The organism is Xanthomonas sp. NCPPB 1754 (assembly GCF_041475725.2).
GTDB lineage: Bacteria > Pseudomonadota > Gammaproteobacteria > Xanthomonadales > Xanthomonadaceae > Xanthomonas > Xanthomonas euvesicatoria.
The window spans coordinates 1,067,387-1,088,969 of sequence record NZ_CM192982.1 but is presented as its reverse complement, the minus strand read 5'-3'; the positions used below and the strand labels follow the sequence as shown (position 1 = coordinate 1,088,969).

Sequence of the window (21,583 nt, the reverse complement as noted above, 5' to 3'; positions counted from 1 at the left end):
GCGGCGCCGGGATCCGTCTCGATCACTCTTCCAGTTCCATGTTGATCGCCAGCGAGCGGATTTCCTTCACCAACACGTTGAAGGATTCCGGCATGCCCGCGACCATCTCGTGCTCACCATCGACGATGTTCTTGTACATCTGGTTGCGGCCCTGCACGTCGTCGGACTTCACCGTCAGCATTTCCTGCAGGGTGTAGGCCGCGCCGTAGGCTTCCAGCGCCCAGACTTCCATCTCACCGAAGCGCTGACCACCGAACTGTGCCTTGCCGCCCAGCGGCTGCTGGGTCACGAGCGAGTACGGGCCAGTCGAGCGCGCATGCATCTTGTCGTCGACCAAGTGGTTCAACTTCAGGTAGTGCATGTAGCCGACCGTGGTCTTGCGATCGAACGCTTCGCCAGTGCGACCGTCGTACAGCTGGGTCTGACCGCTCTGCGGCAGGTCGGCCAGTTCCAGCATGCGCTTGATTTCCGCTTCGCTGGCGCCGTCGAACACCGGGGTCGCCATCGGCACGCCGTCGATCAGGTTCTTGCCCAGGTTGAGCAATTCCTCATCGCTGAACTGCGACAGGTCCACGCGCTGTGCATTGATCGCGTTGTCGTGGTTGTAGATGTCGTTGAGGAACTTGCGCAGCTCGCTGACGGCGGCCTGGGCTTCCAGCATGCGCTGGATCTTGCGACCCAGGCCCTTGGCGGCCCAACCCAGATGCACTTCCAGAATCTGGCCGATGTTCATACGCGACGGCACGCCGAGCGGGTTCAACACGATGTCGACCGACTCGCCGGTGGCCATGTACGGCATGTCTTCCACGGGCACCACGTTGGAGACCACACCCTTGTTGCCGTGGCGGCCTGCCATCTTGTCGCCCGGCTGGATACGGCGCTTCACGGCCAGGAACACCTTGACCATCTTCAGCACGCCCGGTGCGAGGTCGTCGCCCTGAGTGATCTTGCCGCGCTTGTCGGCAAAACGTGCTTCGAATTCCTTCTCGTGCGCCTGGATCTGCTTCTGCGCACGCTCGATGGCGTCGGCAGCGTCTTCGTCCTTCATGCGCAGCTGGAACCAATCGGACTTCTTCAGCCCGTCCAGGTACGCGTCGGTGACGGTGTCGCCCTTCTTCAGGTTGGCGCCGCCGTTGGCGACCTTACCCACGATCTGCGAGCGCAGACGTGCGTAGATGGCCGCTTCCAGGATGCGGAACTGGTCGTCGAAGTCCTTCTTGACCCGCTTGATCTCGTTTTCCTCGATCTGGCGGGCGCGCTTGTCCTTCTCGATGCCGTCGCGGGTGAAGACCTGCACGTCGATGACGGTGCCGTCCATGCCCGGGGGCACGCGCAGCGAGCTGTCCTTCACGTCGGACGCCTTTTCGCCGAAGATCGCACGCAGCAGCTTTTCTTCCGGGGTCAGCTGGCTCTCGCCCTTCGGCGTGACCTTGCCGACCATGATGTCGCCGGCGCGCACTTCCGCACCGATGTACACCACGCCGCTTTCGTCCAGACGGTTCAAGGCCTGCTCGGACACGTTCGGGATGTCGGCGGAAATTTCCTCCGGCCCCAGCTTGGTGTCGCGCGCAACGCAGGTCAGTTCCTCGATGTGGATCGTGGTGTAACGATCCTCTTCCACCACGCGCTCGGAGAGCAGGATGGAGTCTTCGAAGTTGTAGCCGTTCCAAGGCATGAAGGCGATCAGCATGTTCTGGCCCAGCGCCAGTTCACCGATGTCGGTGGACGGGCCGTCGGCCAGCACGTCGCCGCGCGCGATCACGTCGCCCACATTCACCAGCGGGCGCTGATTGATGCAGGTGTTCTGATTGGAGCGGGTGTACTTGATCAGGTTGTAGATATCCACGCCGGCATCGGTGCCGCCGCCGATTTCTGCCTCGTTGACCTTGACCACGATGCGGGCTGCGTCGATCTGCTCGATCACGCCACCACGCAGCGCATTGACGGTCACACCCGAGTCGCGCGCAACCGCACGCTCGATGCCGGTACCGACCAGCGGCTTCTGCGAACGCAGCGTCGGCACGGCCTGGCGCTGCATGTTGGCGCCCATCAGTGCGCGGTTGGCGTCGTCGTGCTCCAGGAACGGCACCAGCGCCGCTGCGACCGACACGGTCTGCATCGGCGAGACGTCCATGAAATGCACTTCGGACGGCGGCTTCAACAGCGATTCGCCCTGGAACCGGCACGGCACGAACTGCTCGGTGAGCATGTTCTTGGCATCGGTCAGCGCGTTCGCCTGAGCGATCACGTACTCGTTTTCTTCGATCGCCGACAGGTATTCGACGTCGTCGGAGACCTTGCCGTCCAGCACCTTACGGTACGGCGTCTCGAGGAAGCCGTACTGGTTGGTGCGGGCGAACACGGCCAGCGAGTTGATCAGGCCGATGTTCGGGCCTTCCGGCGTTTCGATGGTGCAGACGCGGCCGTAATGGGTCGGGTGCACGTCGCGCACTTCGAAACCGGCGCGTTCGCGGGTCAGGCCGCCCGGACCCAGCGCGGAGACGCGACGCTTGTGCGTCACTTCCGACAGCGGATTGTTCTGGTCCATGAACTGCGACAGCTGCGAGGAGCCGAAGAATTCCTTGATCGCAGCAGCCACCGGCTTGGCATTGATCAGTTCCTGCGGGGTCAGGCCTTCGGACTCGGCCATCGACAGGCGTTCCTTGACCGCGCGCTCGACGCGGACCAGGCCCACGCGGAACACGTTCTCGGCCATTTCGCCGACCGAACGCACGCGACGGTTGCCCAGGTGATCGATGTCATCGACCACGCCGCGACCGTTGCGGATTTCGGTGAGCACCTTGATCACTTCCAGGATGTCGGAGGTGTCGGCGTGCTCGGCGACCAGGCGCTTGGATTCTTCGTCGTTACGCTCGGCAAAATACTTCTTGTCGTACAGCACCGACTCGCCCAGCACGTCCTTGCGGCCGACGCGACGGTTGAACTTCATGCGGCCGACCGTGGACAGGTCGTAGCGCTCGAAGGTGAAGAACAGGTTGTGGAACAGGTTCTGCGCCGCTTCCTTGGTCGGCGGCTCGCCCGGACGCATCATGCGGTAGATTTCGACCAGCGCTTCCAGCTGCGTCTTGGTCGGGTCAATGCGCAAGGTGTTGGACAGGTACGGACCACGATCCAGATCGTTCACCCACAGGGTGCCGACCGCGTCGACGCCGGCCTTGCGGAAGGCAGCCAGCTGGTCTTCGTTGATCTCGTCGTTGGCATTGGCCAGCAGTTCGCCGGTGGAGCCATCGACCACGTCGTGCGACAGGATGCGACCGACCAGGTAGTCGTCCGGCACGGCCAGCGCGGCAACGCCGGCAGCTTCCAGTTGCTTGACGTGGCGCGCAGTGATGCGCTTGCCCGCTTCCACGATGACCTTGTCGCCATCGGCCAGGTCGAAGTTCAGCGTTTCACCACGCAGGCGCTCAGGCACCAGCTCCAGCTGCACGCCTTCGTCCGGGTTGATGTGGAAGGTATTGATCTCGAAGAACTCGGCCAGCATCTCTTCGTTGCTGTAGCCAAGCGCACGCAGCAGGATCGACACCGGCAGCTTGCGGCGACGGTCGATACGGGTGAACAGCGCGTCCTTCGGGTCGAACTCGAAGTCCAACCACGAGCCACGGTAAGGAATGATGCGGGCGCTGTACAGCAGCTTGCCCGAGCTGTGGGTCTTGCCACGGTCGTGGTCGAAGAACACGCCCGGCGAGCGATGCAGCTGCGAAACGATCACGCGCTCGGTGCCGTTGACGATGAAGGTACCGTTGCCGGTCATCAGCGGAATTTCGCCGAGATAGACCTCCTGCTCCTTCACGTACTTGATCGCCTTGGTCGACGACTCGCGGTCGTAGATCACCAGGCGCACGGTCACGCGCAGCGGCGCGCCATAGCTCATGCCGCGCTGACGGCATTCACGCTCGTCAAACACCGGCTGACCCAACTTGTAACCGACATACTCCAGCGCAGCGTTGCCGCTGTAGCTGGAAATCGGGAACACCGACTTCAATGCCGCGTGCAGACCGAGGTCCTTACGCTTGTTCGGCTCCACGTCTTCCTGCAGGAATTCGCGGTAGGAATCCACCTGGATGGCAAGCAGGAACGGCACTTCGAGGATCGAGCGCTGCTTACCGAAGTCCTTGCGGATACGCTTTTTTTCGGTGAACGAATAAGACGTCATGAGGTCTTCACCCTAGGCTGCGGGGGCCACATCGCGGCGGCCCTGAAATAACAAAATTGTCAGTTGGAAGTCGCTGGTATTGCCGGCACCAGCACGCCTTCTCCCGCTACTTCCAACTACCAACTCGGTGAGGCCGGGATCGGGAATCGAGAAATGGGAATCGGATGATCGCGCGATGCTGCACTGCGATTGTCCAATCCCGATTCCCCTCCGAAACGGCCAAAGGCCGGGAGCTTTACGCTCCCAGCCTTCAGTGCATCACCATGAAACGCTGGCGATGCAAGGTGCTGCTTACTTGATTTCGACAGTCGCGCCAGCTTCGGTCAGTTCCTTCTTGATCTTCTCGGCTTCGTCCTTCGAAGCGCCTTCCTTCAGCATGCCACCGGCTTCGGTCAGATCCTTGGCTTCCTTCAGACCCAGGCCGGTCACGGCGCGCACGGCCTTAATGACGCCAACCTTGTTGGCGCCACAGTTGGTCAGCACCACGTTGAACTCGGTCTGCTCTTCAACCACGGCGGCCGGGCCAGCTGCAGCAGCAGCGACCGGGGCAGCGGCGGAGACGCCGAACTTTTCTTCGATGGCCTTGACCAGCTCCATCACTTCCATCAGGGACTTCTCGGCGATGGCGTCGACGATCTGTTCGTTGGTAAGGGACATTGTGATTACCTTTAAATGATTTTCTGGATTGGGGTTCTAGCGAACGCTAGGACATCAAGCTTCGGCAGTCTCGGCGACCGGCGCGGCGGCTTCGTCGCCACCACCCTGCTTGTCGCCAACGGCCTTGACGGCACGGGCGAACATGGCAGCCGGTTCGGACAGCACGCGGGCCAGCATGGCCAGGGCCTGGTCACGGGTCGGCAGCGAGGCCAACACGTCGACGTGACCCGCCGGGAACAATTCCCCGCCGATGGACACGACCTTGGCCTGCAGCTTGTCGTTGCTCTTGGCAAATTCCTTGATCAGGCGACCGGCTGCGCCGGGCTCCTCCATCGAAAACGCATACAGCAAAGGACCGACCAGCTTGTCAGCAGCGACAGCGAAATCAGTACCTTCAACGGCGCGCGCGGCCAGGGTGTTCTTGACAACTTTCAAGAACACGCCGGTTTCGCGGGCCTGCTTACGCATCGCGGTCATCTGGGAGACCGTGGTGCCAGCGTATTCGGCGGCGATCAGGGAGTGGGCCTTGGCGGCGATGTCTGCCAGCTCGGCGACTACTTCTTGCTTCTGGGACAGATTGAGAGCCATTGCACTCCTCCGTTAAAGCCGGGATTCGGGATTGGTACTTCGGAATCCGTCACAGCAATCACGCCGTTGCCAGATCCCACATGCCGAATCGTCATCCCCGCTTCAAACTACTCCGCTCGCGGCTCCTGCCGGTTGCGGTCCAGGGCAGCCTCCTTCCTGGAAGCCGGGAACATCGACCGATGTTCCTTTGGTGGCCGTTCTAGACCTGGAGTGGACTCGATCCGGGATGTCCCAGACGCGCGTAAACCAGAAAGCTCCAGAAGGGCGACACCATCTACGCCGGCCGGTTCGACACGAACCAATTAAGCGATCCCGCTGCATCGACGGCGACTCCTTGCCAGTGCGAGCATCCGTGCCCGTCGTCGATCTGCGCTGACCGCGCCTGCGGTCTTTGACGGCTACCGCCGGACGTGCCGGCGATCGCCTTCAAAATGTCCGTTGCCCCAAAGGAGGGAACGGACTCCCAGCACACGGTGACCCGGGCCGGAAAAACAATGCTGTACTGCCAAATACGTCAGGCGCATGACGCCGGACGCATTCGCTTACTTCAACGACAGGCTCGACTGATCCACCGTCACGCCCGGACCCATGGTCGAGCTGACCGACACCTTCTGCAGGTAGGTACCCTTGGAGGTGGCCGGCTTGGCCTTGACCAGATCGAGCAACAGCGCCTGCAGGTTCGACTTCAGCGCTTCGTCGTCGAAGCTGGCCTTGCCGATCGTGCAGTGGATGATGCCGGCCTTGTCAGTGCGGTAGCGCACCTGGCCCGACTTGGCATTCTTGACCGCTTCGCCCGGATTGGCCGACACGGTGCCGACCTTCGGGTTCGGCATCAAGCCGCGCGGACCCAGCAGGGTGCCCAGCTTACCGACGACGCGCATGGCGTCCGGGGTCGCGATGACCACGTCATAGTTGAGATCGCCGGCCTGCATCTTCTCGGCCAGGTCGTCCATGCCCACCGCCTCGGCGCCCGCAGCCAGGGCTTCGTCGGCCTTGGCGCCTGCCGGTGCGAACACTGCAACGCGCACGCTCTTGCCGGTACCGGCCGGCAGCACGGTGGAACCGCGCACCTGCTGGTCGGACTTCTTGGCGTCCACGCCCAGGCGCACGGCGACGTCGATCGACTCGACGAACTTGGCCTTGGTGGCAGTCTTCAGGATCTTGATTGCGTCTTCGAAGGCATAGGTCTTGCCCGGAACGACAGCGGCCGTGATGGCCTTAACGCGCTTGCTCTGTGCCATGTCTTAGCCCTCCACCGTCAAACCCATGCTGCGGGCAGAACCCGCAATCGTGCGCACCGCCGCTTCCAGCTCGGCTGCCGTCAAATCGGCTTCCTTGACCTTGGCGATTTCTTCCAGCTGCTTGCGCGTCACCTTGCCCACCTTGTCGGTGTTGGGACGCTTCGAGCCGGAGGTCACGCCTGCGGCCTTCTTGAGCAGCACGCTGGCCGGAGTGCTCTTGGTGACGAACGTGAAGGTACGGTCGGAATACGCGGTGATGATCACCGGCGTCGGCAGACCCGGCTCCAGCTTCGACGTCGCGGCATTAAATGCCTTGCAGAATTCCATGATGTTCAGACCGCGCTGACCCAGTGCAGGGCCGACCGGCGGTGCAGGGTTGGCCTGACCGGCCTTGACCTGCAACTTGATGAAAGCAGTAATCTTCTTAGCCATTTCAATACTCTCCGGGTGCTAGCGCCTGACCTGCAGGCTCCCCATCGGACCGGGATTCACGTGTCCCGGCTTCACGTTGTTGACCACACACGCAGATGGCCGCCATGCGGCAGCCATTGGTTCCAGGCGGTTCGCCAGGACAGCCAGCCGCGCACTATAGCAGCATTTGGGGCGAGCGCCTAGCTGGCGCCCGCAGGGTCAGCCCTTCTCGACCTGACCGAATTCGAGCTCGACTGGCGTGGAGCGGCCGAAGATGAGCACGGCAACCCGCAGCCTGCTCTTTTCGTAATTGACTTCCTCGACAACGCCATTGAAGTCGTTGAACGGACCCTCGGTGACGCGCACCATCTGGCCCGGCTCGAACAACACCTTCGGACGCGGCTTTTCGACGCCATCCTGCACTCGCTGCAGGATCGCATCCGCTTCTTCGTCGCGAATCGGCAGAGGACGGTCGGCGGTACCGCCGATGAAACCCATCACCTTCGAAGTCTCCTTCACCAGGTGCCAGCTTTCGTTGTCGATGCGCGGAATACCGCCCTCTTCATGCGTTTCGATCTGCACCAGCACGTAGCCGGGGAAGAACTTGCGCTCGGACCGACGCTTCTGGCCGGCGCGCATTTCGATGACCTCTTCGGTCGGCACCAGCACGTCGCCGAAACGGTCTTCCATTTCGGCGCGCGCGATACGGTCACGCAATGCCTGCGCAACGGATTTTTCGAAGCCTGAATAGGCGTGAACGACATACCAACGCTTCACTGCTTGATTCTCCTCAACGAGCCAGGAACCACTGCGTGAGCTTCTGGATGACAAAGTCGAAGCCGCCCAACAGCAAACTCAGAATGATTACAACCGCAATCACGACCCAGGTGGTGCGGATAGCTTCCTGGCGCGTCGGCCAGACAACCTTACGCAACTCGAACCTGGATTCGGACAGGAATTCGCGGGTCTCCCGGCCCTTGCCGGTACCCAAAAACACAAATGCGCCCGCCACCAACCCAACGATGACAGCCAACGCACGCAACTGCGGCGTCCACGCGCCCAGCTGGGTCGCGCGCTCGGGAGCGGAGAACCAGAACCACACAAAAAGCCCCGCAACCACCAGGGCAGCGGAGACAACGTACTTAACGACATCAGCGCTAGAGGACGCGCTCTTGGAAGGCTCGATTTTGCTATTCATCCGGCTCTAGTTACCGATCTGACCCGAATCGCTGGGCCGGAAAGAGGAGTGGCACGCCAGGAGGGACTCGAACCCCCAACCTGCGGTTTTGGAGACCGCTGCTCTGCCAATTGAGCTACTGGCGTATGTACTCGTTTACCGCAAACCCCAAGACAACGAAGGCGGACCGCGGTTCAGCCGGCCCGCCATTCGTTTGAATCCAGCCGCCCATAGGCAGCTGGATACAGGCACTTACTTGATGATCTTGGCAACCACGCCGGCACCGACGGTACGACCGCCTTCACGGATGGCGAAGCGTAGACCTTCGTCCATTGCGACCGGGTTGATCAGGGTCACGACCATCTTCACGTTGTCGCCCGGCATCACCATCTCCACACCTTCCGGCAGCTGGCAGGCGCCAGTGATGTCGGTGGTGCGGAAGTAGAACTGCGGACGGTAGCCCTTGAAGAACGGGGTATGACGGCCACCCTCGTCCTTGGACAGCACGTAGACTTCGGCTTCGAACTCGGTGTGCGGCTTGATCGAACCCGGCTTGCACAGCACCTGGCCGCGCTCGACGTCGTCACGCTTGGTGCCGCGCAGCAGCAGACCGGCGTTGTCGCCTGCCTGACCCTGGTCCAGCAGCTTGCGGAACATTTCCACGCCGGTGACGGTGGTCTTCTGCGTGTCGCGGATACCGACGATTTCGATTTCGTCGCCCACCTTGATGATGCCGCGCTCGATACGACCGGTCACCACGGTACCGCGACCGGAGATCGAGAACACGTCTTCGACCGGCATCAGGAACGGACGGTCCACGTCGCGGGTCGGCTCCGGAATGAACGAGTCCAGCGCCTCGACCAGCTTCAGGATCGCCGGCACGCCGATGTCGCTCTGATCGCCGTCCAGCGCCAGACGCGCCGAACCGTGGATGATCGGGGTGTCGTCGCCCGGGAAGTCGTACTTGCTCAGCAGTTCGCGCACTTCCATTTCGACCAGCTCGAGCAGCTCGGCGTCGTCGACCATGTCGGCCTTGTTCAGGAACACCACGATGTGCGGCACACCGACCTGACGCGAGAGCAGGATGTGCTCACGGGTCTGCGGCATCGGGCCGTCAGCGGCCGAGCACACCAGGATCGCGCCGTCCATCTGCGCTGCACCGGTGATCATGTTCTTGACGTAGTCGGCGTGGCCGGGGCAGTCAACGTGCGCGTAGTGGCGGGTCGGGGATTCGTATTCGACGTGTGCGGTCGAAATCGTGATGCCGCGCGCCTTCTCTTCCGGCGCCGCGTCGATCGCGTCGTACGCCTTGAACTCACCACCGAAACGCTCGGCACCGATCTTGGTCAGCGCAGCGGTCAACGTGGTCTTGCCATGGTCAACGTGACCGATGGTGCCGACGTTCACGTGCGGCTTGGTGCGCTCGAATTTAGCTTTTGCCATGGGTGCGTGTCTCGGTAATCGTTTGGAGTTGAAGACGATTGAGTAATGGTGCTCACGAAAGGAATCGAACCTTCGACCTCCTCCTTACCAAGGAGGTGCTCTACCGACTGAGCTACGTGAGCGAGTTTTGCATTATGCCATGCATTTGCGTTCAATGGAGCGGGAGACGGGAATCGAACCCGCACCATCAGCTTGGAAGGCTGAGGTTCTACCGTTGAACTACTCCCGCGCCGGGAACTGCATGCCACAACGTGAAACTGGTGGAGGGAGGTGGATTCGAACCACCGAAGGCGTAAGCCAGCAGATTTACAGTCTGCCCCCGTTGGCCGCTTGGGTATCCCTCCAGCTTTTACTACCGGACCGGTGCGCCGCGAGGCATATTCGGTTCGGGGTGAAGCAGCCCGTTATTTTGTTGTGGGACGCATGCAGTGTCAACAAAAATTTTGAGCAATTCTTCACTTTCAACGATACGCGGCGTCAGGCGCCACGCACAGCCGATCACACGTTGAAGCGGAAGTGCAGCACGTCGCCTTCCTGGACGCGGTATTCCTTGCCTTCCAGGCGCAGGCGCCCGGCATCGCGGGCACCTGCTTCGCCGCGGTACCTGATGAAGTCGTCGAAACCGATCGTTTCGGCGCGAATGAAGCCCTTCTCGAAATCGGTGTGGATCACGGCGGCAGCCTGCGGCGCCGTCGAACCGGCCTTGACCGTCCAGGCACGCACTTCCTTGACGCCTGCGGTGAAATAGGTCTGCAGGCCCAACAGCGTATAGGCCGCACGGATGACGCGATTCAAGCCTGGCTCTTCCAGGCCGAGATCGGCCAGGAAGCTGTCGCGATCGGCATCGTCCAGCTGCGAGAGCTCCTCTTCGATGGCCGCCGAGACCGGCACCACTTCGGCACCTTCGACAGCCGCATGCGCACGCACCGCATCCAGGTATGGATTGTTCTCGAAGCCGTCTTCCAGCACGTTGGCGATGTACAGCACCGGCTTGAGCGTCAGCAGGAACAGATCGCGCACCAGTGCCTTTTCTTCATCGTCCAGACCGGCGGCACGCCCCGCCTTGCCGTCGGCCAGCGCGGCCTGCAACTTGGCCAGCACCGGCTTGCGCGCCGCTGCATCCTTGTCGCCGCCCTTGGCGCTGCGTTCGGCACGGTTGAGGGCCTTTTCCACGCTATCCAGATCGGCCAGCGCCAGCTCGGTATCGATGGTTTCGATATCGGCGATCGGGTCGACCTTGTTGTTGACGTGGATGACGTCGTCGTTCTCGAAGCAACGCACCACGTGGGTGATCGCATCGACTTCGCGGATGTGCGCCAGGAACTTGTTGCCTAGGCCTTCGCCACTCGCCGCACCAGCCACCAGACCGGCGATATCGACGAACTCGACCGCAGTAGGAATCAGCTTTTGCGGCTTGACGATGTCAGCCAGCTGATTGAGACGCGGATCCGGCACCGGCACGATGCCGACGTTCGGCTCGATGGTGCAGAACGGGAAGTTGGCCGCAGCGATGCCCGCCTTGGTCAGCGCGTTGAACAGGGTCGACTTGCCGACATTGGGCAGGCCGACGATGCCGCATTTGATACCCATGGGTTTTCCAGTGAATGGAGAATCGGGAATGGAGAATGGCAGGAGCAGCGCCCTGTCCATTCCCTATTCCCCATTCTCTATTTTTTTTCGGTATGCAGGCGTTTCATCGCCTCGTTGAAATTGCCTTCCATCGCCAGCGGCAGCACATCGATGGCGGCATCCACCGCAGCGCCGATCGCTGCGTCGTCCTCGCGCCCTGCCCGTCCCAGCACCCAGGGCACCACGCGGTCCTTGTGACCGGGATGACCGATGCCAACGCGTAGACGGTGAAATTTACCGTGCCCGAGCAGGCGAATGGTGTCGCGCAAGCCGTTTTGCCCGCCGTGACCGCCATCGAACTTGAGCCGCGCGATGCCCGGCGCAAGATCCAGTTCGTCGTGTGCAACGAGCAGTTGCTCCGGCTCGATCTTCCAGAATCGCAATGCGGCGGTGATCGACTTGCCGCTGAGATTCATGAAGGTGGCCGGCTTGAGCAGCCAGACCGGTTGTCCCGCGACCTGGACCTTGGCGGTCTCGCCGAACAACTTGCTATCCAATGCCCAGCGGGCGCCACTGCGCTCGATGAGGGCATCGACGAAACGAAACCCGGCGTTATGCCGGGTTTGCGCGTGTTCCGGGCCGGGGTTTCCCAGCCCGACGATCAGACGAAGTGCAGACATGCCAGTGACCGCAGCCGATCCCGCGCGCAATGCGGGGGACCGGCCAACGGATTACTTGGTCTCGGCGCCTTCGCTGCCTTCTTCGCCGGCAGCGTCGTCTTCTTCGATCCGTACATGCTTGGCAGCCACCACGGCAACGTCGTGTTCCTTGCCCAGCTTCAGCTCCGGAATTTCAACACCGGCCGGCAGCTTGATTTCGGACAGGTGGATCACGTCGCCCACTTCCAGTGCACCGAGGTCCACTTCGATGAACTCCGGCAGATCCTTCGGCAGGCAGACCACCTGGACTTCGTTGAGTTCGTGGGTGACGACCACTTCGCTCGACTTGCCGGCAGGCGAAGACGCTTCGTTGATGAAGTGCAGCGGCACGGCAGCACTGAGCTTCTCGTTGGCGCTGACGCGCTGGAAGTCGATGTGCATGATCAGCTGCTTGAACGGATGGCGCTGCATGTCACGCAGCAGCACCTGCTGCACGTCGCCATTGAGGTTCAGGTCCAGGATGGACGAGTAGAACCACTCGTTCTGCTGGGCGAGCCAGATCTGCTCGTGGTTGAGCTGGATGCTGACCGGCTCGAGTTCGCCACCGTAGACGATGGCCGGGATGACGCCAGCATGACGCAGGCGGCGGCTCGCACCCTTCCCCTCGTCAGCGCGGCGCTCGACCTTGATTTCATGAGTCTTTGCCATTGGATTTCACTACCTAGTTGGAACACCGCCTCGCGGCGATGAAGCGTCTCACCCGCGACCAGGTGAGACGTGTGGCGGCACCCGGGAATCCGGGCACCGGATGGGGCATCAGTCGACGTAGAGCGAGCTGACCGATTCGCCGAAGGCGATACGGCGGATGGTCTCGGCCAGCAGTTCGGCCACGCTCAGCTGACGAATCTTGGCGCAGGTACGCGCCGCTTCGCTCAGCGGAATCGTGTCGGTGACCACCAGCTCGTCGAGCTGCGAATTGTTGATGTTGTCCACCGCCGGACCCGACAGCACCGGGTGGGTGATGTAGGCCACGACCTTGAGCGCGCCGCGCTGCTTCAGCGCTGCGGCAGCGGCGCACAAGGTACCAGCGGTGTCGACCAGGTCGTCGACCAGCACGCAGGTCTTGCCCTGCACGTCGCCGATGATGTTCATCACGGTGGCCACATTGGCGCGCGGACGGCGCTTGTCGATGATGGCCAGATCGGCGTCGTCCAGGCGCTTGGCGACGGCGCGTGCGCGCACCACGCCGCCAACGTCCGGCGACACCACGATCAGGTTGTCGGTGCCGTAGGCGCGCCAGATGTCGGCCAGCAGCAGCGGCGAGGCGTAGACGTTGTCGACCGGCACATCGAAGAAGCCCTGGATCTGGTCGGCGTGCAGGTCGACCGTCAGCACGCGGTCCGCCTCCATGGCGCAGATCATCTTGGCAGCCACCTTGGCAGTGATCGGCACGCGCGAGGAGCGCATGCGACGGTCCTGGCGCGAATAACCGAAGTACGGGATCACCGCGGTCACCGACTGGGCGCTGGCGCGCTTGAGCGCATCGATCAGCACCAGCAGTTCCATCAGGTTCTCGGCACTGGGCGCGCAGGTGGGCTGGATGACGAACACTTCCTGCCGACGCACGCTCTCTTCGATCTCCACCTGCACTTCGCCGTCGGAAAAGCGCGTGACCAATGCTTTGCCCATGCGAACGCCGAGTTCCTTGCAGATGCTCTGGGCAAGCGGCTTGTTGGCATTGCCGGAGAACACCAGCAGATTACGTTGGTCTTGCATGAGATCTCTCGGGCGGCGGCGAAGAGCGTGCGGATCGATGGTGGAGCAGGACAAAGCCGAACCAATGCCGGGCTTTCGTTCGATTCCCGCGCAAGGATGCGCGAGGTGTTGCAGAAGGATCTGCAGTGAAACCTGGTGCAGGCGGACCTGCCTTTCTCGACAAACTGGCAGGGGCGGTAGGATTCGAACCTACGAATGCCAGGATCAAAACCTGGTGCCTTGGGCCTCTTGGCGACGCCCCTGCATCAAACCTGTGTCGCGTCCAGCGCATCGAGCAATGGCGAGTGCGCTGCACCCTCCACCACCCACGCCCGCAGACTGCCCGGCAACTGCGCCAGCGCCTGCTCTGCGGCAGCGCGCGTGGCGAACTCGACGAAACAGCCACTTCCCGACCCGGTCAAACGCGGTGTACCGACCCTGGAAAGCGCCTGGAACACGGCCTCGACGGCGGGTTCGCGGCGCCGCAGGACCGGCTCGAACGGATTGTCGAGCAGGGAACCGGAAGCGAAGTCCGCTATTTTCGCGGGCGCAGCATCCCGCGTCAATTCCTGTGATCGAAATAACGCCGGGGTCGGTACATGAACGCCGGGATCGACCAGCAGATACGCCGCTTCCGGCAGGGAAATCGGGGTCAGTTGTTCGCCCACGCCTTCGGCCCAGGCATTGCGGCCGCGCACGAAGACCGGCACGTCTGCGCCCAGCTGCAGGCCCAGCTCGGCCAGCACATCGGCCGCCAGGCCCAGGCCCCACAAGGCATTGAGCGCCACCAGCACAGTCGCCGCGTCCGAGGAACCGCCACCGAAACCGCCGCCGGCGGGGATGCGCTTGTCGACCCGAATCTCCGCGCCCGCCTGGGTGCCGGCTGCCGATTGCAGCAGGCGCGCAGCGCGGATCACCAGGTCATCGTCTTCGGATACGCCGGGCAGACTCTCGCCGAGGCGGCGGATCTGGCCGTCACGACGCACGCGAAGATGAACGGTGTCCCCCCAGTCCAGCAGCCGGAACACGGTCTGCAGCAGGTGGTAGCCGTCGGCACGGCGCCCGGTGATCTGCAGGAACAAATTCAGCTTGGCCGGCGCAGGCCACGCCGACCAATCAGTGCCCGGCGCGTCCATCAGGGCGACACGGTCCATTGGTCGACCAACAGGCGCACCTTTGCCTCGCCGTTGCGGGCTTCGATCCGCTGCGGCAGCTCGGGCTGGTCGGCGCCGGCTGGTGTCCAGGCCAAAAATTCGATCGTCCAGCCATCCTGCTGCACGGTGCGCGGGCGCCCGGCGGCATCCAGGTCGACGCGTGCGGCACCGGCGTCGGCGATGCGCAGCGCGCGCACCCAGTCAGGCATCTGATTGACCGGGATGGTCCAGCCGGTTGCTTCCAGCAGCACCTGCTCGGCATCAGGACCACTGCGCGGACCGCCGTCCAGCCCTTCCAGCCGGCCGGCGCCGCTGGTGGTGTCGCCGGTGAGCACCCAGCTTTGCCGGGTGACCGGCGCACTGAGTTGCACGCGGTAGCGTGGGCCATCCTGCTGCCAGTCGATGCGGCCGCTGCCGCCATTGCGGTCCTTGCTGATCGCCACCCGGCCCTGGAAGGACCAATTGGGGTGCGCCTGCAACCAGGCCTGGCGAGCGGCTTCGGCCTGGCGCGCACTGTCGGAGACGTGATCGGCCACGGCCGCCCCACTGCCCTGCCCGCGCGGCACGCTGACGCAGGCCGACAGCCCGACCAGCACCAGCCCGCCCAGGGCCAGCGTTCGAACCGCCCTGCTCATAGCCCGAACTTTTCCACGGCGCGCTGCAGCGCACGGTTGTCCGGGTCGAGGCGGCGCGCTTCATCGAAGTAGCGACGCGCTTCGTCCTGCTTGCCGCTGACCCACAGCACTTCGCCCACGTGGGCCGCGATTTCCGGGTCCTTGACCAGCGCCCAGGCGCGGCGCAGCTGCACCAACGCTTCCTTGGTGCGGCCCATCCGGTACAGCACCCAGCCATAACTGTCGACAATGGCCGGGTTGTCCGGGTCGGCGGTGCGGGCACGGTCGATCAGCGCCAACGCTTCCTTGTAGCGGGTGGTGCGGTCGGCCAAGGTGTAGCCCAGCGCGTTCAGCGCGGCGACGTTTTCCGGCTCGGTCACCAGGATCTTGCGCAGATCGGCCTCGGCACGCGGGACGTCGTCGCGCCGCTCCCAGGCCAGCCCGCGGGCGTACAGCAACGCGCTATCGTCCGGGTAGGCGGCCAGGCCACGTTCGAAGGCATCCAGTTCGCCCGGCGCATCGTCGGCCCGCTGATGCAGCTCGGCTTCGAGCACGTAGGCGTCGCGGCGCGCGTCGTCGTCGGCACTGGCGTCGCCCTGCAGGGCGCGGGCTTCGGCAAGCGCTTCGGGCTTGCGGCCCAGTTCGTACAAGGCACTGGCGGTGCGCAGACGCGCCTCGCTGACCTGCGGACCACCCGGCACGCCGCGATACCACTCCACCGCCTCGTCGTAGCGCTTGAGGAATTCGGCGATCTTGCCCAGCAGCAGACGGCGGTCCGGATCGGGCTTGGTAGCGTTGCTCTTGAGCTCGGCGTACAGCGCCTCCAGCGAGCTGCGGTCTTTCTCCTTGGCCAGCATCGAGGCACGCAAGCCATAGGTCTGGGTGTCCTGCGGCCCGGTCGAAAGCACGCGTGCAGCAGCTTCGGTCTGGCCCATGGCGTCGTAGGCAAATGCCAGCGCGCCGCGCAGCTCGGAGTCCTTGACCGCCTGCGGTTCGATATTCTTCAGCAGCGCCAGCGCTTCGTCGTTCTTGCCTTCCTGCTGCAACTGGGTGGCATGCAACAAGGCCACGCGCGGCTCTTCGGGGAAGCGGCGTACCACCTCGTCGACGATGCGCTTGGCCAGCGCGGGGCGCTCCATGCGCAGCGCGAGCCGGCCGAATTCCTGCCAGGCTTCGATCTGATTCGGGATGGCGCCGGCCTTGACCAGGTCTTCGAGCACATCGGCCGAGGCTTCCGGCTCGCGGCCGCCGTTGGCCAGGGCGATCAGCGCAAAGCGCCAGCCACGCGGATCGGGCTCCTTGAGCAAGCCGAGCAAATCGCGGCGCGCGGTGCGCAGGTCGTTGCGGCGCAGCGCCAACGAGGCCTCGGTGCTGCGCATGGACATCGACGACGGCGCGCGGGCGCGCCACAACGCCAGCGCTTCGATCGCGCGCGGGTCGTCGTTGGCCAGCATGGAGATGCGGGCGGCGCGCTCGGCCAGCCCGGCATCGCCGGCTTCGGCCTTGGCGGCGTCCAGGTAGGCGCGCGCGGCATCGTCCAGCTGCCCGGCCTGCAAGGCGAATTCGCCGGCCAGCACGGGTTCCAGCGACGAGGTGCCGGCACTGCCTGGGGGCGGAGCGGGTGGTGCTTTCTTGGGTGCTGCAGTGGCGCTGGCGGAGACTGCGACCAGCAAAAGAACACTCAGGATGCGAATCGGTACAGGCATCGGGGGCAACCGGGCCGTAAAATGGGGCCCTGAATGGCCGCCAGCTTATCGCAAGCAACTGAACAATGACGTTGTGGGTGCTCGGACTGAATCACCAGACCGCACCTGTGGACCTGCGCGAACGCGCGGCGTTCGCAGGTGATGCGCTGCCGCGCGCGCTCGAATCGCTGCGTGCGCTGCCCCAGGTAAGCGAGGCCGCGCTGTTGTCCACCTGCAACCGTACCGAGTTGTATGCAATGGCCGACGAGGCGCACAGCCTGGTCAACTGGCTGGAAACGCACGCGCCCGGGCTGAGCGGTCATCTGTACCAGCACCGGGAAGCCGAGGCGGTGCGCCACCTGTTCCGCGTCGCCACCGGGCTGGATTCGATGGTGCTGGGGGAACCGCAGATTCTGGGCCAGGTGAAGGACGCCTGGGCGGTGGCGCGGGCGCACGGCGCGCTGGGCAGCGGGTTGGACCGGCTGTTCCAACAGACCTTTTCGGTGGCCAAGCGCGCGCGTACCGACACCCGTGTCGGCGCAAATCCGGTTTCGGTCGCATCCACGGCGGTGCGGCTGGCACAAGACTCCTTTGCCCGGCTCAACGAGTCGACGGTGTTGCTGATCGGTGCCGGCGAAACCATCGAACTGGCGGCCAAGCATCTGAGCGAAGGCCGCGTGCGCCGCCTGCTGATCGCCAACCGCACCCTGGCCCATGCCCAGACACTGGCCAGCCAGCACGGCGGCTTCGCCTTGCCGCTGACCGATCTGGAACGCCACCTGGCCGAGGCGGATGTGGTGTTTTCGGCCACCGCTGCGCGTGAGCCGCTGGTGACCCGCGCACAGGTGGAACAGGCGTTGCGCACGCGCAAGCGCAAGCCGATGCTGCTGTTCGACCTGGCCGTGCCGCGCGATATCGAGGCCTCGGTAGGCGAGTTGGGCGACGCCTACCTGTACACGGTGGACGATCTGGAACGCGCGGTCGAAGACAATCGCCGTGGCCGCCGCGAAGCGGCCGACCAGGCCGAAGCCATCATCGACCTGCAAGTGGCGCGCTATGTCGAAACGCTGCAGGCCACTGCGCGCCAGGCACCCCTCAAACGGCTGCGCGCCTTTGGCGATAGCACCCGCGACGAGCTGCTGGCCAAGGCACGCCAGCAGTTGCACAACGGCAAGCCGGCCGACGAAGTGCTGGAACAGTTGGCGCATGCGCTGACCAACCGTTTGTTGCATCCGCCCACGGCCGCATTGCGCAATGCGGCGCTCAACAACGACCTGGAATTGACCACTGCGGCCGACCGGCTGTTTCCGGAAAAGCCGGGTTACCAACACCCCCCCATAGCTACCCCGATCGTGAGGACCGATGACGCCGACCCTGCGCCGTAAGCTCGAAGCGCTGGCCGAGCGCCGCGAAGAACTGCAGCACCTGCTCTCCGACCCCGATGTGGTGGGCAACAACGACACGTTCCGTACGCTCTCGCGCGAACTGTCGCAACTGGAGCCGGTGGCGATGGCGCTGGAAGAGGAGGCGCGCGCTAAGGCCGACCTGGCCACGGCCGAAGCGCTGCGCAACGACCCGGAGATGCGCGAACTGGCCGAAGAGGAAATCGCCGCTGCACAGGCGCGCCTGGAACAACTCGATGCACAACTTGCATCGCTGCTGGTACCGCGTGATCCGCGCGACGACGGCAACCTGTTTCTGGAAGTGCGCGCCGGCACTGGCGGTGACGAAGCGGCGATCTTTGCCGGCGACCTGTTCCGCATGTACGCACGCTACGCCGAGCGCCAGGGCTGGAAGGTGGAAATCGAATCCGACAGCCCCGGCGAGCATGGCGGCTACAAGGAAGTGGTGGCGCGGGTGGTCGGGCGCGGTGCGTATTCGCGCCTGAAATTCGAATCCGGCACCCATCGCGTGCAACGCGTGCCGGCAACCGAATCGCAAGGCCGTATCCACACCTCGGCTGCCACGGTGGCGATCATTCCCGAAGCCGACGACGTGGAAGAGATCACGATCAATCCGGCCGATCTGAAGGTGGACACGTTCCGCTCGTCCGGTGCGGGCGGCCAGCACGTCAACAAGACCGAATCGGCAATCCGCATCACCCACGTGCCCAGTGGCGTGGTGGTGGAATGCCAGACCGAGCGCAGCCAGCATGCCAATCGCGACAAGGCGATGAAGCGGTTGAAGGCGCAGCTGCTGGACGCCGAACGCAGCAAGGCGGCAGCGGCCGAAGCGCAGACGCGCAAGTTGCAGGTGGGCAGCGGCGACCGCAGCCAGCGCATCCGCACCTACAGTTTTCCGCAGGGTCGCATCACCGACCATCGCGTCGACGGGCTGACCTTGTACGACCTGCCCAACATCATCGAAGGCGATCTGGATGCATTGATCGGGCGGCTGCTGCACGAACATCAAGCCGACGAACTGGCACGGTTGAGCGATAGCCCGTGAGTGCGCAAGTCCCGCGCGAGCTGCTGCAGCTGCGCGAGCAAGTGCGACGCCAGCCCGGCGATTTCGTCGCCTGGTTGATGCTGGCCGATGCCGAGCTGGGCATGGGCGTCACCGCTGCCGGCGAGGCGGCCGTGCAGCGCGCGCTGGCGCTGCATCCGGGCCATCCGGAAGCGGTGGCGCGGCTGGGACGGGTGCGCTGGGCGCAGCAGCGCCATGCAGAAGCGGCCACGCTGCTCCAACAGGCCTCGGACCTGGTACCGCAGCATCCGGGGATCGCCCTGTGGCTTGGGCACGCGCTCGAAGATGCAGGCCAACCGGAACAGGCTGCGGCCGCCTACACGCGCGCCCACAAGCTGCTGCCCGACGAGCCCTACATCACCGCACAACTGCTCAACTGGCGACGCCGCTTATGCGATTGGCGCGAGCTGGACTCACTGGCTGCACAGGTGCGGGCCGCAGTCACACAGGGCGAGGCGGCCGTGGAGCCTTTCGCGTTCCTGAGCGAGGACGCCAGCGCCGCGGAGCAACTGGCGTGCGCCCGTACCCGTGCGCACGCCATTGCCTCCTCGGTGCGCCCGCTGCCAGCGTCCACGCTGCGCAGCCGCGGCGCGCTGCAACTCGGGTTCGTGTCCAACGGCTTTGGCGCCCACCCGACGGGCTTACTGACGGTGGCCTTGTTCGAAGCGTTGCAGCAACGCCAACCGGACCTGCACGTGCAGCTGTTTGCAACCAGCCCGGACGATGGCAGCGACATTCGCGCGCGCCTGGCGCAGGCAACGCGCATGCACGAGGTCACTGCGCTGGGGCATCTGGCAACCGCGCAACATATCCGCGACCAGGGCATCGATCTGTTGTTCGATCTGCGCGGCTGGGGCGGTGGCGGACGGCCGGAAGTCTTCGCATTGCGGCCGGCGCCGGTGCAGCTCAACTGGCTGGCGTATCCGGGCACCTCGGGCGCGCCGTGGATGGACTATGTGCTTGGCGATACCGTTGCATTGCCGACGTCGCTTGAGCCGTTCTATAGCGAGCAGGTGCTGCGCTTGCCGCGCGCCTTCCAGCCATCGGACACCTCGCGCACGGTAGCCGAACCGCCATCGCGTGCTCAGTGCGGGCTGCCTGAGCACGCTGTGGTGCTGTGCTGCTTCAACAACAGTTACAAGCTCAATCCACGCAGCATGGCGCGCATGCTGGCGGTGTTGCGCGCGGTGCCTGGCAGCGTGCTGTGGCTGCTGTCCGGCCCGGGTGAGGCGGATGCGCGATTGCGTGCAGCAGCGCAGGCACAGGGCGTGCACGCGCAGCGTTTGGTCTTCATGCCCAAACTGCCGCACCCGCAGTATCTGGCGCGCTATCGACATGCGGATCTGTTTCTGGATACGCACCCCTACAACGCGCACACCACCGCCTCCGATGCGTTATGGGTAGGTTGCCCGGTCTTGACCACACCTGGCCAGACGTTTGCCGCGCGTGTGGCCGGCAGCCTGAATCATCATCTGGGGCTGGATGAAATGAATGTGGCCGATGACGCTGCGTTCGTGGCCACGGCGGTGGCGTTGGCGAGCGATCCAGCGGCACTGGGTGCGTTGCGTGCTCGGGTGGCGGAGCGTCGGCGCGAATCGGACCTGTTCAATATGGACGGGTTTGCGGATGCGTTTGGAGAATTGGTGCGTGGGGTCGCGGGAAAGCATGGCTGGTTAGGGGTTTAGCAACGGCCGCTACGTGATGGATCGCTGTCTGCCGCCGCACCCTGCCCCCAACCTCCGCGCCCCGCCGTGGCCGGCGCTTGCAGCGCGGGCGCTCCGGGGCACGTGCACCCAGGGCGCGCAGCCGTCCTTCCCACCCCGGGCCGGAGAGGATTGAAAGGGCCATCAAGTTTCGTCGAGACCTTTTCAGGCCATGGAAGCCACGCGCCGAGTCGGCAGCGTGACCGGGGATTGGCGGAAAGCGGCACACGGATGTGCCGCGACGGCGAGCCAGACAGGATGTGTGCCGGGCCGAGGAGCCGATCCGC

18 protein-coding genes and 5 tRNA genes are annotated in these 21,583 nt (G+C 64.1%); 3 read left to right on the top strand and 20 right to left on the bottom strand.

What is annotated here, in order from left to right; genetic code table 11:
* Window positions 1-22 precede the first annotated feature (22 nt).
* The 20 genes from rpoB to ACCQ15_RS04720 form a co-directional block, all read right to left on the bottom strand.
* Complete coding sequence (rpoB, locus tag ACCQ15_RS04815) at window positions 23-4,174, bottom strand: DNA-directed RNA polymerase subunit beta (protein ID WP_029818764.1); 4,152 nt, start codon at window positions 4,172-4,174, stop codon at window positions 23-25.
* Window positions 4,175-4,465: 291 nt separating this feature from the next.
* The gene (rplL, locus tag ACCQ15_RS04810) at window positions 4,466-4,831 is read right to left on the bottom strand and encodes a 50S ribosomal protein L7/L12 (RefSeq protein ID WP_008574194.1); all 366 of its coding nucleotides are present in this window, start codon (window positions 4,829-4,831) and stop codon (window positions 4,466-4,468) included.
* A gap of 54 nt (window positions 4,832-4,885) precedes the next feature.
* Complete coding sequence (gene rplJ, locus ACCQ15_RS04805) at window positions 4,886-5,419, bottom strand: 50S ribosomal protein L10 (RefSeq protein WP_005930748.1); 534 nt, start codon at window positions 5,417-5,419, stop codon at window positions 4,886-4,888.
* Window positions 5,420-5,961: 542 nt separating this feature from the next.
* Window positions 5,962-6,660, bottom strand: a complete 699-nt coding sequence (gene rplA / locus ACCQ15_RS04800; protein WP_003486747.1) for a 50S ribosomal protein L1 — start codon at window positions 6,658-6,660, stop codon at window positions 5,962-5,964.
* Window positions 6,661-6,663: 3 nt separating this feature from the next.
* Window positions 6,664-7,092, bottom strand: coding sequence for a 50S ribosomal protein L11 (gene rplK, locus ACCQ15_RS04795; RefSeq protein WP_008574191.1), 429 nt, complete (start codon window positions 7,090-7,092; stop codon window positions 6,664-6,666).
* A 198-nt stretch (window positions 7,093-7,290) separates the two neighbouring features.
* Complete coding sequence (nusG, locus tag ACCQ15_RS04790) at window positions 7,291-7,848, bottom strand: transcription termination/antitermination protein NusG (RefSeq protein WP_011346537.1); 558 nt, start codon at window positions 7,846-7,848, stop codon at window positions 7,291-7,293.
* A 13-nt stretch (window positions 7,849-7,861) separates the two neighbouring features.
* On the bottom strand, window positions 7,862-8,269 hold the full coding sequence (gene secE, locus ACCQ15_RS04785; RefSeq protein WP_372381269.1) for a preprotein translocase subunit SecE: 408 nt from the start codon (window positions 8,267-8,269) through the stop codon (window positions 7,862-7,864).
* A gap of 49 nt (window positions 8,270-8,318) precedes the next feature.
* Window positions 8,319-8,394: transfer RNA gene (locus ACCQ15_RS04780), tRNA-Trp, on the bottom strand.
* Between the two features lie 106 nt (window positions 8,395-8,500).
* Window positions 8,501-9,691 (bottom strand): elongation factor Tu, encoded by a 1,191-nt coding sequence (gene tuf, locus ACCQ15_RS04775; protein ID WP_003486726.1) that lies wholly within the window; start codon window positions 9,689-9,691, stop codon window positions 8,501-8,503.
* A 46-nt stretch (window positions 9,692-9,737) separates the two neighbouring features.
* Window positions 9,738-9,813: transfer RNA gene (locus tag ACCQ15_RS04770), tRNA-Thr, on the bottom strand.
* 33 nt (window positions 9,814-9,846) lie between these two features.
* Window positions 9,847-9,920 (bottom strand) — tRNA-Gly (locus ACCQ15_RS04765).
* A gap of 29 nt (window positions 9,921-9,949) precedes the next feature.
* Window positions 9,950-10,035 (bottom strand) — tRNA-Tyr (locus ACCQ15_RS04760).
* Window positions 10,036-10,189: 154 nt separating this feature from the next.
* Complete coding sequence (gene ychF / locus ACCQ15_RS04755) at window positions 10,190-11,281, bottom strand: redox-regulated ATPase YchF (protein WP_372381268.1); 1,092 nt, start codon at window positions 11,279-11,281, stop codon at window positions 10,190-10,192.
* A gap of 77 nt (window positions 11,282-11,358) precedes the next feature.
* Complete coding sequence (gene pth / locus ACCQ15_RS04750; protein ID WP_008576043.1) at window positions 11,359-11,940, bottom strand: aminoacyl-tRNA hydrolase; 582 nt, start codon at window positions 11,938-11,940, stop codon at window positions 11,359-11,361.
* Between the two features lie 51 nt (window positions 11,941-11,991).
* Window positions 11,992-12,627 carry a 50S ribosomal protein L25/general stress protein Ctc gene (locus tag ACCQ15_RS04745; protein ID WP_372381267.1) on the bottom strand — a complete coding sequence of 212 codons (636 nt, stop codon included), beginning with the start codon at window positions 12,625-12,627 and terminating at the stop codon, window positions 11,992-11,994.
* A 108-nt stretch (window positions 12,628-12,735) separates the two neighbouring features.
* Entirely contained in the window at window positions 12,736-13,695 is a 960-nt protein-coding gene (locus ACCQ15_RS04740; RefSeq protein WP_003486761.1) for a ribose-phosphate diphosphokinase, read from the bottom strand.
* Window positions 13,696-13,860: 165 nt separating this feature from the next.
* A tRNA-Gln gene (locus ACCQ15_RS04735) sits at window positions 13,861-13,937 on the bottom strand.
* Between the two features lie 3 nt (window positions 13,938-13,940).
* Window positions 13,941-14,828, bottom strand: a complete 888-nt coding sequence (gene ispE, locus ACCQ15_RS04730) for a 4-(cytidine 5'-diphospho)-2-C-methyl-D-erythritol kinase (RefSeq protein ID WP_071117516.1) — start codon at window positions 14,826-14,828, stop codon at window positions 13,941-13,943.
* Window positions 14,810-15,463, bottom strand: a complete 654-nt coding sequence (gene lolB / locus ACCQ15_RS04725; protein WP_029818760.1) for a lipoprotein insertase outer membrane protein LolB — start codon at window positions 15,461-15,463, stop codon at window positions 14,810-14,812. Before lolB ends, ispE begins: the two co-directional genes overlap by 19 nt.
* Window positions 15,460-17,148 carry a tetratricopeptide repeat protein gene (locus tag ACCQ15_RS04720; protein ID WP_011346532.1) on the bottom strand — a complete coding sequence of 563 codons (1,689 nt, stop codon included), beginning with the start codon at window positions 17,146-17,148 and terminating at the stop codon, window positions 15,460-15,462. Before ACCQ15_RS04720 ends, lolB begins: the two co-directional genes overlap by 4 nt.
* Before the next feature lie 65 nt (window positions 17,149-17,213).
* Here ACCQ15_RS04720 and hemA point away from each other — a divergent pair, with 65 nt between their 5' ends.
* The 3 genes from hemA to ACCQ15_RS04705 are packed head-to-tail and all read left to right on the top strand — an operon-like array spanning window position 17,214 to window position 21,278.
* The gene (gene hemA / locus ACCQ15_RS04715; protein ID WP_011346531.1) at window positions 17,214-18,512 is read left to right on the top strand and encodes a glutamyl-tRNA reductase; all 1,299 of its coding nucleotides are present in this window, start codon (window positions 17,214-17,216) and stop codon (window positions 18,510-18,512) included.
* Window positions 18,490-19,575, top strand: a complete 1,086-nt coding sequence (gene prfA / locus ACCQ15_RS04710) for a peptide chain release factor 1 (protein ID WP_071118249.1) — start codon at window positions 18,490-18,492, stop codon at window positions 19,573-19,575. The genes hemA and prfA overlap by 23 nt, the downstream gene beginning before the upstream one ends.
* The gene (locus ACCQ15_RS04705; protein ID WP_372381266.1) at window positions 19,572-21,278 is read left to right on the top strand and encodes an O-linked N-acetylglucosamine transferase, SPINDLY family protein; all 1,707 of its coding nucleotides are present in this window, start codon (window positions 19,572-19,574) and stop codon (window positions 21,276-21,278) included. The genes prfA and ACCQ15_RS04705 overlap by 4 nt, the downstream gene beginning before the upstream one ends.
* The last annotated feature ends 305 nt before the right edge of the window (window positions 21,279-21,583 follow it).

Bases quoted from the DNA above. Each gene is read 5' to 3' on its own strand.
- prfA (WP_071118249.1), top strand. From the start codon at position 18,490: ATGACGCCGACCCTGCGCCGTAAGCTCGAAGCGCTGGCCGAGCGCCGC.
- pth (WP_008576043.1), bottom strand. From the start codon at position 11,940: ATGTCTGCACTTCGTCTGATCGTCGGGCTGGGAAACCCCGGCCCGGAA.
- ychF (WP_372381268.1), bottom strand. From the start codon at position 11,281: ATGGGTATCAAATGCGGCATCGTCGGCCTGCCCAATGTCGGCAAGTCG.
- rplL (WP_008574194.1), bottom strand. From the start codon at position 4,831: ATGTCCCTTACCAACGAACAGATCGTCGACGCCATCGCCGAGAAGTCC.
- rplA (WP_003486747.1), bottom strand. From the start codon at position 6,660: ATGGCACAGAGCAAGCGCGTTAAGGCCATCACGGCCGCTGTCGTTCCG.
- rplJ (WP_005930748.1), bottom strand. From the start codon at position 5,419: ATGGCTCTCAATCTGTCCCAGAAGCAAGAAGTAGTCGCCGAGCTGGCA.
- ispE (WP_071117516.1), bottom strand. From the start codon at position 14,828: ATGGACCGTGTCGCCCTGATGGACGCGCCGGGCACTGATTGGTCGGCG.
- hemA (WP_011346531.1), top strand. From the start codon at position 17,214: ATGACGTTGTGGGTGCTCGGACTGAATCACCAGACCGCACCTGTGGAC.
- lolB (WP_029818760.1), bottom strand. From the start codon at position 15,463: ATGAGCAGGGCGGTTCGAACGCTGGCCCTGGGCGGGCTGGTGCTGGTC.
- ACCQ15_RS04745 (WP_372381267.1), bottom strand. From the start codon at position 12,627: ATGGCAAAGACTCATGAAATCAAGGTCGAGCGCCGCGCTGACGAGGGG.
- tuf (WP_003486726.1), bottom strand. From the start codon at position 9,691: ATGGCAAAAGCTAAATTCGAGCGCACCAAGCCGCACGTGAACGTCGGC.
- ACCQ15_RS04720 (WP_011346532.1), bottom strand. From the start codon at position 17,148: ATGCCTGTACCGATTCGCATCCTGAGTGTTCTTTTGCTGGTCGCAGTC.
- rpoB (WP_029818764.1), bottom strand. From the start codon at position 4,174: ATGACGTCTTATTCGTTCACCGAAAAAAAGCGTATCCGCAAGGACTTC.
- rplK (WP_008574191.1), bottom strand. From the start codon at position 7,092: ATGGCTAAGAAGATTACTGCTTTCATCAAGTTGCAGGTCAAGGCCGGT.
- ACCQ15_RS04740 (WP_003486761.1), bottom strand. From the start codon at position 13,695: ATGCAAGACCAACGTAATCTGCTGGTGTTCTCCGGCAATGCCAACAAG.
- secE (WP_372381269.1), bottom strand. From the start codon at position 8,269: ATGAATAGCAAAATCGAGCCTTCCAAGAGCGCGTCCTCTAGCGCTGAT.